The sequence below is a fragment of the Vibrio sp. V03_P4A6T147 genome, assembly GCF_002241085.1.
Taxonomy (GTDB): Bacteria; Pseudomonadota; Gammaproteobacteria; order Enterobacterales; family Vibrionaceae; genus Vibrio; species Vibrio anguillarum.
Window position 1 is genome coordinate 1 of record NZ_NDIO01000087.1, and the last position, 11,396, is coordinate 11,396.

Below are 11,396 nucleotides of genomic sequence, written 5' to 3' on the forward strand. Positions count from 1 at the left end.
AGCCATATGCGATCGCAACGCCATACTCACCATCTTCTACACGATTCAGAATGTAAGACGTTGCCACCCGTGTTTCTGGTGTCACCAAGAAAATAATGGCGCTGACGGTCGTCATTGCTCGAACAAAGCTGTAAATCAACGTTGAGAGAATTGCTGGTCGTAATAACGGCAACAGAATATGAGCAATGGTTTTAAAGGAGTTAGCCCGCAAACTGAGTGACGCTTCATCGAGCGATTTATCAAGCTGGCCTAGCCCTGCAATACCTGCGCGAATGCCTACAGGCACGTTACGCATCACCATGGAAATCACAACAATGGCCGCGGTACCGGTGAGGTAAATAGGCGCATCATTAAATGCAAGAATGTAAGATACCCCCGCAACCGTGCCCGGAACGGCGAAGCAAAGCATGGTTGCAAACTCAATCACTTTCTTACCGTAAAATTGCTGACGGACAACGATATACGCAATCAACAGACCAAAGAAGGCGGTTAATGGAGCTGCAACGCCGGCATAAATCATCGTCGTGATAAGTGATGGCCAAGCACCTTCACTCATTCCCATGCCAAACAGATGAATATAGTTTTTAAGCGTTAAACTGTAATCTACACCCCAGTTCACGGTGAAGCTGCCGAAGATGATGCTGCCATAAAGCAAGATGTTAAATGCCATCCAAAAATAGAGCAGTGCCGAAACCGTATGTTTAAGTAAGGTAGGCAGCGCTTGCACATCGCCACGATATGATTTGCCGGAAATGGTGACGTATGAACGCTTTCCTATCCACAGATATTGGACAACAAAGATCGCCAACGAAAATAGCAGCAAGACGGCCCCAAGTGTGCTGGCGGAAGCGTAATCTAATTGAGCTCCTGCGATGTAGAAGTAAATCTGAGTGGCTAACACATCGAAACTGCCCCCAAGTACAAGCGGGTTACTGAAGTCGGCCAGTGATTGGACAAAGATGATTAAGAAACTGTTGGCCAAAGCAGGTTTGAGCAATGGCATGACAATTTTAAAAAAAGTTTGATAACGATTGGCTCGAAGTGTGTAGGACGCCTCTTCCAGTGATGGATGTAGGGATTTCATCGCGCCATCTAAAATCATGAATGACATAGGAGCAAAGGCGAGCACTTGTGCCATCCAAATGCCTGTAAAACCATACAGCCAGTTTGTCTGTTGTAACCCAAACCAATCCACCATGAGTTCGGTGATATAACCGGAGCGCCCAAGCATTAAAGTCACCCCAAGCCCAACGACAAAAGGGGGAGTCACAATGGGAAGAATAGAAAAAATTCGCGCAATGAAAGCGGAGCGAGTGGCAATGCGTGTGGTATAGATAGCAAAGATCAAACCAAAGAAAGTGGCACCTATACCCACAGATACGCCAAGCAGTACGGAGTTCCAAACAATTTGTATGATCTGCGCTCGGCTCAAAATTTCAATGAATTGCCACGCAACAAAGTTCCCCACTTCATCTTGGAACATCGGTACAAAGATGGCGATACTCGGAAAGATAATAAAAATCGTGATCAAGAGAATAATCGAGATCAGAGCACCAATCACGAAGCTGTCACCGCCCAAAAACTCAAGACGAGCCAATGCCAATGTCATGACAGCACTTAAGGCAATAAATAGTGCAATGGTTGAATAACCTAAACCTTGCTGGGTATACCAAGAGCTGACCAACACGAAAAACATGCATGCCGCTGAATAACCGATATCAAAATAGTGACGGTGTTTGGCGTACTTATTACCTGCATAGCAAGGGCGAATGAGAAGTACACCCGGAAGCGCAAACCATAACCAAGAAATATTGGCACGGCTCCAACCCATAGCGGCATAAAACTCTTGCGATGTTGAATCAAACACTCCGTAATCAAGTGCAAAAGAGGGCAACAGCACAAACGCACACAATAACGTCAGGATCCAATAAAAAATCGGGTCCCTATGCGAGGTTTTTAGCGGCCGATGTGGTGCAGTGCCTGCTGTAAATTCATTCATTTTTCTGTACCAAAGTTATTTGTAGCCACACGGTGATAAGCCTGGTATTGGCTTTATAAAAAGGGCAGTAGGCACTGCCCATCGAGGCTAAGACAAGGGAATGCGTTGGCTATTCGCCCATTTTTACAACATTAACCCACTTATTAATCAATCGTTTACGTTCATCAGAGGACCCATAGGTATCCATGTCATAATCGATCAAGGTTAACTTTTTAGGGTCGAGGGCGTTGGGGGATTGTTCCGCTTGAGTGTTAGTTAAAATTTGGAAAGATTGACCTTCTTTCCATGCCAGCTCTTGTCCTTCTTTTGACATGACCCAGTCAACAAACCGTTTCGCGTTATCAAGGTTACGCGACCCTTTGATAATGCTCACACCACCAATTTCATAACCTGTACCTTCACAAGGCGAAATCAGCTCCAGCGGTGCTCCTTTCGATTGTTCGAGTGAGTAGTCATGCAAAAAACCAATACCAATCGCAATTTCACCACGCGCTGAGTTACGTGAAGGGGTAACACCTGATTTGGTGTATTGAGAGACGTTTTTGTCGAGTGCTTTGAAATAATCAAAGGCTTTATCTTCATCCCAAAGTTGAATGAAGGTGGCTAATGCGGTGTAGGCAGTCCCCGAACTTTGTGGGTCAGAGATTTGAATCTCTCCTTTGTATTCAGGTTTGGTTAAATCATTCCAGCAGCGCGGGATCGGTAATCCTTTTTCAGCCAAACGTTGAGTGTTCACCCCAAAACCTAAAATACCCATATAAACGGCCGAAGAGTAGTTCCCTTTGCGTTTCGCTGGATCTTTAAATCCATCCATAATGAATTCAAGCTGCGGGGATTGGTAAGCGTGTAAGAGATCCATTTCACCCGCCTGTGATTGAGGATCCAACGTGCCGCCATACCAAACATCCGCGCGTGGGTTCTTCTTCTCTGCTTCGATTTTGGCCAGCGTGCTGCCAGAGCCATTGCGAACAAAAGAGGTTTTTACGTCATATTTATCAGAAAAGGCTTTAGTCGCTGTCTCGCACATGGCGTTAGTGGCACTGCAATAAACCACGAGTCGGCCTTCAGCAAATGCTTGAGGCGCGGCAAGCGAAGCACCGAGAATGCAGGTAGCAAGTACACTGCGAGGTAATCTATCTTTCATGTCTGTTTCCTCTTGTTATTTTCATTACTTAACGTAGACGTAGGGCAGCGTTAAGTTTCATCACATTCCTGTGATTTCGTTTTTGCTGCATGACACAGCGAAATCAGAAAACAACGTGAGGAAAGGTTATGACATAGTGACGGCATTCCCTGCACGCTGTTGCGCTTTTAAAAAGGGCAAAATCAGTAATCCAATCAGTGCGGCTGAGAGGGTAATGACACTGAAAAATCCTTCCCAACTAAATTGTTCAATAATGACAGCCAATGGGTAACTGGCTAACGCTGCACCAAGATAGCCAAATAAGCCGACAAAACCGGTCGCGGTTCCAGCCGCATCCTTGTGCGAACATTCAGCGGCGGCCATTCCTATCATCATTTGCGGACCAAAAATAAAAAATCCGATGGAAAAGAAGCAGCCCGACAACACCACAAAGTTGTCAATCGGTGTTAGCCATAACGCGGCCACTGAAATGAAAATGCCTAGCGCAAAAATCAAGTTCATCGGCGCTCGATTGCCTTTAAAAAATTTGTCCGAGCCCCAACCACCAAATAGCGATCCTAAGAATCCTCCGACTTCAAACATTGATACGGCAGCGTTGGCCGAAAAAAGCTCATAACCATGCCGTTCAGTGAGGTATAAATTACCCCAATCATTTAGCGCGATACGCACCACATACACCAGTAGATAGGAGCTACATAACAGCCAAATGTACTTATTCCCTAGCACGTAACGACGTAAAATTTGGCGAAATGGCAGCCCTTTACCTTCAGACTCATGGCGCTTTTCTAATTCATCGTTACGCCACTCACCCACTGGGGGTAACCCTAACGTTGTGGGCTTATCTTGCATGCGAAAGCAGAGCACTAAACCAACGATGATCGCCAAGCAACCCGGTGCAATAAATCCGTACCGCCAACCAAAAGTCACAGCGATAAAACCAATGCTGATCGGAATGAGCGCGCCACTTAAATTGTGGCAAGTGTTCCAGATAGACCACCAAAACCCACGTTCAGATCGGGAATACCAAGTAGTGAGCAATTTAGCGCACGGCGGCCATCCCCAACCTTGGAAAAAAGCGTTCAATGTCCAAAGCACGGTAAATGCGGCTAGGGAAGAGCTCAAACCAAACAGCACATTAATCACGCCTGTTGCAACCAGCCCCAAACCCATGAAGTAACTCGGTTTTGATTGGTCGCTGACCATGCCAGAAACAAACTTTGACAAACCGTAGGTCATGTAAAAGAGCGTACCAAGCAGACCAACATCGGAGTGTTCAAGCCCGAGATCAGTGAGCATCGCAGGCATGGCAAAATTGAGACTTTTGCGTGTGAAATAAAACACCCCATAGCCGACGTACATCGATAACATTAAATGCAAGCGCCAGTAACGATAGGTTGCATCAATGTCCTGTGCTTCTATAGGTGCTGATGTCGGTTTTGAAATCAGAAAACCCAGCATGCTTTGTTTCTCCCTAGTGCTAAGAGATGGTATCGGAGTGATTCACCAAATGAATGAGACAAAGTTATAAGTGACTAGGAAATTTTCCTAGTTTGTTGATATTGTGAGCGGTTTTGTGGGCAGGTTAACAGTTATGCGCGTCCCAAGCGGTATTTGGCTACGCTGCGATTCAATTAAAAATGTGCCACCCAGTGCGCTGACGCGTTCTTCGATGCCGAGTAAGCCTTGGCCTTTGCTGCGCCAATCGGAAGCTAAACCAATGCCATTATCACGCAGCTCGACACTGAACATGTCACCGGGAACAAGGCTTAATTGCACGGCTGATGCTTGTGCATGTTTGCACACGTTATTAAGCAGCTCTTGAATAATTCGATACAGTGTAACGGCCGTAATGTCATCTAAACGCTCTGCAAAAATTCCGAAATTCAGACGAAAATCGACATGTCGTTCCGCAAATTTCATTTCACTTGCAAGCTGCCGAATTGCACTCTCAAGCCCCAATTCATCAAGCGCATGAGGGCGAAGCTCGGTTAATAATTGACGTGTCGATGAGTGAATTCGTAGCGCGAGCGTGTTGATCGTCTCAGCGATGTTGGTTTGTTTTTCATTTTGTGCCAAGCGACTAGCGAGCATGGATTGGATCTGTATCGCGGTGATATTTTGGCCAATTTCATCATGCAGTTCGCGTGCAACTGATTTTCGGATTTGCTCTTCAACCTTGACTAATTGCCGAGCCAGTTGCTGTTTGTTCGCGAGTTCGATTGCTAGCTTTTGGTTAATTTTAGCTAAGCGTTGCGCCAAGAAATATTGACGGCTAATCGCGATACCAAGCCCTAAACCAACAAAAGCTTGCGTCGCTATAAAACTTTGTAGTTCAATATCGGATTCAAATGAACCTGTCATTTGCCGTGCCGTAGCAAGCAAAATACTGTTCATTAGACTAGCCAATACGCCGCCTTGCCAACCGTATTTATAAGCCATAAAAATATTGGGAAGCAGGAAAATGAGCAGGGCGATCGGTTTGAGCTGCTCTAGCAAGGTTAACTCCGCGATCAATCCTCCACTAAAAAAAAGCAAACACCACAGCAACGCAGAGGGGCGAAGTGTTACGTCCTGATGAATAAGATCGGGTGACAGTGGTCTCCAGATCTGCTGATGTAGGTAATCGTACAGGAGAAATAAGAACGGAGTGAGCAGTATACCGCCGGTCAGAGCAGAAACGGTCGCTTGTGCCACGTAATGCAGTTCGAGGTTGAGCGGTTTGACCAACAGCAAAACCGAGCTCCCACATAAGATGCCGTAAACGACCGTCAACCCGGTAAGCGCCAACAGTTTTTTCCAATAAACGTGCAGTGATGTCCAGAGAGATTGAAAGGCAATCGCCAGCCAATAAGCGATCAATGCAAACAGCAGTAATAGATATTCATGAGCAGCGATAGCCAACACATGCCCGAGCGACACCACTATAGCCATTTCGCATAAAGTGAACCCAAGCCAAAAACGACGTGGTGCAAGAGCGAGTGTGGCCAGCTTTAAGCCTGTGGGCAAAAACAGACCAGCCAGCAATAAATCAGGAGTTAAGTAGCGGCTGATGTTCCATAAACAAAACCAACCAATTGAATACAAAACGCATGCAAATGCATAGCTAAAGCCAGAGGAGAGAGACAACCGAGGTAAAGCTTCAGAAAATCGATGATGAAAATGCATAGTCGCTTCTATAACGTCTCGTTAACCAACAGTTGGTGAGTAATAGCAAAGCGGATGAGATCCACATTGTTGGTAAGCCCCAGTTTGCTTAAAATATTTGCCCGATGCACGTGAATCGTTTTGTGGCTAATTGATAAATCGTAACCAATCTCTTTGACGTCTTTGCCTAAAATCAGGTGATCAAACACCTCTCTTTCGCGTTTAGTTAACTCTTCAAGGACAGATGGCGTACCTGAAGCATTGCTTAGGTTAATTAAGGCATCGGCACACAAATAGCGATCACCATTAGCCACGGTACGAATGGCGCTCACTAACTCTCCAGGCCCACAACGTTTTGATAAATAACCACAAGCGCCAGCTTCTAGCGCTTTACTGACAAAGGACGCCGAATCATAAATAGAGAGAATGATGGCTTTAAAGTCCGGCTGAGCGCGGCGCAGTTTCTCTAACAACACAAGCCCACTTTCGTCGGGCATTGAAATGTCGATAACTGCCACATCGATAGAAGCGTTCACCAGCGCACGAAATGCTTCGCGCGCGCTACCATACTCACTGTGGACATGAATGTCTGGTTCAACCGATAACAGTTGTGCAAAACCAGAGCGAACCATGAGGTGGTCATCCACCAAAGCAACTGAAATCATACGGGTATCCTATAGGTTTGCAGTGATAGTCGCAGATGTATCAATAAGTATCAAAAACCAGCGCAGGGGATGTGATTGCTCTCTCGAAACTTATGATCAGTGGCAGGTAGGCATTAAATGAGCGAGTTACTCGCATTACGAGGGCAGTGAAACAAAAACATCGCTTGCAGTTCGAGCCTTGAACAAGTAACGTTGCGCAGTTTTTTATACAATTCACATTTATTAAGGTACTGGTTTTGATCTCCACCGCGAATATCACTCAACAATTTGGCGCAAAGCCTCTGTTTGAAAACATTTCCGTTAAGTTTGGCGAAGGTAATCGCTATGGCCTGATTGGCGCTAACGGTTGTGGTAAGTCAACATTTATGAAGATTCTAAGCGGAGAGCTTGAACCTTCGAGTGGTAACGTTAGCTATGATCCTAACGAACGCGTGGCGAAACTAAATCAGGATCAATTCGCTTACGAAGAGTTCACGGTTATCGATACGGTAATCATGGGCCACAAAGAGTTGTGGAAAGTTAAACAAGAACGTGACCGTATCTATTCTCTGCCTGAAATGACCGAAGAAGATGGCATGAAGGTTGCGGATCTCGAAACTGAATTCGCAGAAATGGACGGCTACATGGCCGAGTCTAAAGCCGGTGAATTGTTGCTTGCAGTGGGCATTCCTCTTGAACAGCACTTTGGTTTGATGAGCGAAGTAGCACCAGGTTGGAAACTGCGTGTGCTATTGGCGCAAGTTTTGTTTGCTGAACCACACATCATGCTGCTTGACGAACCAACCAACAACTTGGATATGGATACCATTCGCTGGCTAGAAGATACGCTAAACCAACGTAACTGCACCATGATCATCATCTCGCACGACCGTCACTTCTTAAACAGCGTATGTACACATATGGCTGACTTGGATTATGGTGAACTACGTCTTTACGCGGGTAACTATGACGAGTACATGACAGCGGCATCGCAAGCGCGTGCTCGTCTGCTCTCTGATAATGCCAAGAAGAAAGCACAGATTGCTGAACTGCAAACTTTCGTTGCACGCTTTTCTGCGAACGCATCTAAAGCGAAGCAAGCGACGTCACGAGCTAAGCAGATTGACAAGATCCAATTGGACGAAGTTAAAGCGTCTAGCCGCCAAAACCCTTTCATTCGTTTTGAACAATCGAAAGAGTTGTTCCGTAACGCGTTAGAAGTTGAAAACCTTAGCCAAGGTTTTGAAAACGATCTGTTCAGTAACTTCAACGCCATTTTTGAAGTGGGCGAACGCGTAGCGATCATTGGTGAAAACGGCGTCGGTAAAACGACACTGCTTAACACCTTAGCGGGTGTACTTGAGCCTCGTAGCGGCAGCTATAAATGGTCTGAAAACGCAAACATTGGTTACTACGCTCAAGATCACGCGCACGATTTTGCCGAAGATATGAACCTGTTTGACTGGATGAGCCAATGGCGTCAAGAAGGGGATGACGAGCAAGTGATCCGCAGCTTCTTAGGGCGCATGTTGTTTGGCCAAGATGACATCAAGAAATCTGTTAAGGTCATCTCTGGTGGTGAACAAGGTCGTATGTTGCTTGGTAAGATAATGATGCATAAGCCAAACATGCTGTTGATGGATGAGCCAACCAACCACATGGACATGGAATCGATCGAATCGCTCAACACGGCGTTGGAGAACTACAAAGGGACTCTGTTCTTCGTATCTCACGACCGCGTATTTGTGGATTCACTGGCAACGCGCATCATTGAAATTCGTGATAACAAACTGACCGATTTCAAAGGCACTTATGCTGAATTCTTGAAATCTCGTGGCGTAAACTGATCCACGGTTTACTCTCAAGAAAAGGCTTCCTGCGGGAGGCCTTTTTAATGCCTGCAATCTGGAACGAGCCAAAAATAGAGTGCATTGAAATGGAGCACACGTTCCAATTTGGTGCGCTTCTTATGAATGCGTTTATTCTTCCATCATGCAACAACTCCCTTGATATTTATATAATTCACTCTATTTCAATAAGTTATTTGATATTGAAAAGTTATTGATTCATTTGTTTATTTTGGAATGTATTTTGCTTTAAGGCTGTTCAATACCAATAACTCACTATATTGGTGAGAAAACAATCAAGTAGCACAGGATTGGTGCACAACATTTCAATGGAGAATCACTAAGATGACTCAAACCGTAAGTCAGGTTCAAGGTGCCGTACAAGCCCTGACTCAAAGTTCTGATACGCTATTTTTGCTGCTCGGTGCAATCATGGTGTTTTTAATGCACGCCGGATTTGCCTTTCTTGAGGTGGGGACTGTGCGTAAAAAGAACCAAGTGAACGCGCTGGTAAAAATTCTCGCCGATTTCGGTATTTCTACGATCGCCTATTTTTTTATCGGTTACTGGATAGCCTACGGCGCTCATTTCTTTGCTGATGCACAAACCCTTGCCCAAGGGAACGGCTATCATCTAGTTAAGTTCTTTTTTCTATTGACGTTTGCCGCCGCTATTCCTGCTATCGTTTCTGGAGGCATTGCCGAGCGCGCTCGGTTTTACCCCATTCTCATTGCTACTTTTTTCACAGTTGGGTTTGTTTATCCGCTGTTTGAGGGAATGATTTGGAATGGCAATTATGGCGTGCAAAGCTGGTTTGAAGCTCAATTCGGTGCTGCTTTTCACGATTTCGCTGGTTCTGTGGTCGTGCATGCGGTCGGCGGATGGATTGCACTCATCGCCGTCATGTTTCTAGGAATGCGTAAGGGAAGAGTACGTGCAGGAAAGCACACCAACTTTGCTCCATCCAACATTCCGTTCCTAGCATTGGGCGCGTGGATTCTTTGTGTGGGCTGGTTTGGTTTTAACGTCATGTCAGCGCAAACATTAAATGGAATTAGTGGATTAGTCGCGATGAACTCTTTAATGGCCATGACTGGTGGTATTTTAGCAGCGTTAATTGTCGGAAAAAATGACCCTGGCTTTATCCACAATGGTCCTCTAGCGGGATTAGTCGCGGTGTGTGCAGGATCGGACTTGATGCACCCACTGGGTGCCTTAGTGACGGGAGTGGTAGCGGGTGCTTTATTTGTTTGGTTGTTCACTCAACTACAAAACCGAACGAGAATAGACGATGTATTAGGTGTATGGCCATTACATGGTGTTTGCGGCGCATGGGGTGGGATTGCCGCTGGTATTTTTGGCCAATCATCACTCGGCGGCCTAGGTGGTGTCAGCCTCGCCGTTCAACTACTAGGAACCTTATTGGGTATTTCAGTGGCAGTATTGGGTGCCGCAATCGTTTATGGCTCTCTCAATGTATTGACTGGATTGCGTTTATCTGAAGAAGACGAATTTAACGGCGCGGATTTGGCTATCCATAAAATCTCCGCCATTAACGAAGATTAATTACATATAGACCGAAGTCGCGGAGTACTTCGGTCTATTTCATAGCTCGGTTTATGTCACAGAAAATAAGCAATCAATGGCCATTTTATACTATGGTCTAACCCTCAAAACTACTGTTGTTATTGCATCGGTGCTAAGCTAGCAAAAAAGCGTGCAATAAGGACATAGTATGAATTTCCCTTACAAGAATATCGTGATCCTCACGGGGGCAGGCATTTCAGCGGAATCAGGCATTAAAACATTTCGTGCCCAAGACGGATTATGGGAAAACCATAAAATAGAGGATGTCGCGACCCCTGAAGGTTTCGCACGTGATCCCGATCTCGTACAGGATTTCTATAATCAGCGTCGTCGAAAACTCCAATCTGAATCAATACAACCTAATGCCGCCCACATCGCGCTTGGTAAATTAGAGCAAGAGATAGAGGGAAACGTAACGATTATTACGCAGAATATTGATAACCTTCATGAGCGGGGTGGTAGCAAACAGGTGATTCATATGCACGGTGAGCTGCTTAAAGCACGCTGCAGCGTTTCTAACCAAGTAATAGAGCATAAAGACGACATTCTGAGCGGAGAGCTTTGCCATTGCTGTCAAATTCCAGCTCAAATGCGACCTCATATTGTTTGGTTTGGCGAAATGCCACTACGCATGGGCGATATTTATTCAGCACTCGAGACGGCTGATCTTTTTATCTCTATCGGTACATCGGGCGTTGTTTATCCTGCTGCAGGCTTTGTTCATGATGCCAGAATGCATGGCGCGCACACCATTGAGATCAACTTAGAACCGAGTGCCGTTGAAAGTGAGTTTGAGGAAAAACGCTACGGTAAAGCCAGTATTGAAGTTCCGCGGTTAGTGGAAGAGATATTAGGGTTAGAAATGCCAAAAAAGAAACACGCCTAGAGTAGGCGTGTTATCTAAACATTGAATATGATCAATTATTTACTTTGAGCTTCTGGAAGTATTCGTCGTACAACACATTCGCTTCTCCCACCTCATCTTGCCAAAACCCGCTGTCCATCACAGATTGTGGAGGGAAGATATTAGG

At 45.5% G+C, this 11,396-nt stretch carries 8 protein-coding genes and 1 pseudogene; 3 read left to right on the forward strand and 6 right to left on the reverse strand.

The window, feature by feature from the left end; genetic code table 11:
- The 5 genes from B9J84_RS03100 to B9J84_RS03120 form a co-directional block, all read right to left on the reverse strand.
- Window positions 1-1,999 (reverse strand): iron ABC transporter permease (locus B9J84_RS03100; RefSeq protein WP_094123499.1); only part of this gene is annotated, 1,999 nt, incomplete at its 3' end.
- 109 nt (window positions 2,000-2,108) lie between these two features.
- Window positions 2,109-3,143, reverse strand: coding sequence for an ABC transporter substrate-binding protein (locus B9J84_RS03105; RefSeq protein WP_013856874.1), 1,035 nt, complete (start codon window positions 3,141-3,143; stop codon window positions 2,109-2,111).
- Window positions 3,144-3,269: 126 nt separating this feature from the next.
- On the reverse strand, window positions 3,270-4,601 hold the full coding sequence (gene uhpC / locus B9J84_RS03110) for an MFS transporter family glucose-6-phosphate receptor UhpC (RefSeq protein WP_094123500.1): 1,332 nt from the start codon (window positions 4,599-4,601) through the stop codon (window positions 3,270-3,272).
- A gap of 87 nt (window positions 4,602-4,688) precedes the next feature.
- Window positions 4,689-6,308: an MASE1 domain-containing protein gene (locus B9J84_RS03115; RefSeq protein WP_094123501.1), complete on the reverse strand. Its 1,620-nt coding sequence runs from the start codon at window positions 6,306-6,308 to the stop codon at window positions 4,689-4,691.
- 8 nt (window positions 6,309-6,316) lie between these two features.
- Window positions 6,317-6,952, reverse strand: coding sequence for a response regulator (locus B9J84_RS03120; RefSeq protein WP_094123502.1), 636 nt, complete (start codon window positions 6,950-6,952; stop codon window positions 6,317-6,319).
- Between the two features lie 236 nt (window positions 6,953-7,188).
- On the opposite strand from B9J84_RS03120, the gene B9J84_RS03125 reads away from it, so the two are divergent.
- The 3 genes from B9J84_RS03125 to cobB all read left to right on the forward strand — a co-directional run bounded on the left by B9J84_RS03125 (window position 7,189) and on the right by cobB (window position 11,251).
- Window positions 7,189-8,778: an ABC-F family ATPase gene (locus tag B9J84_RS03125; RefSeq protein WP_094123503.1), complete on the forward strand. Its 1,590-nt coding sequence runs from the start codon at window positions 7,189-7,191 to the stop codon at window positions 8,776-8,778.
- Between the two features lie 345 nt (window positions 8,779-9,123).
- The gene (locus B9J84_RS03130) at window positions 9,124-10,344 is read left to right on the forward strand and encodes an ammonium transporter (RefSeq protein ID WP_019281009.1); all 1,221 of its coding nucleotides are present in this window, start codon (window positions 9,124-9,126) and stop codon (window positions 10,342-10,344) included.
- 169 nt (window positions 10,345-10,513) lie between these two features.
- The gene (gene cobB, locus B9J84_RS03135; protein WP_017047639.1) at window positions 10,514-11,251 is read left to right on the forward strand and encodes a Sir2 family NAD+-dependent deacetylase; all 738 of its coding nucleotides are present in this window, start codon (window positions 10,514-10,516) and stop codon (window positions 11,249-11,251) included.
- A gap of 31 nt (window positions 11,252-11,282) precedes the next feature.
- Here cobB and potD read toward each other — a convergent pair.
- Window positions 11,283-11,396: pseudogene (potD, locus tag B9J84_RS16085) on the reverse strand (spermidine/putrescine ABC transporter substrate-binding protein PotD); the annotation flags it as partial.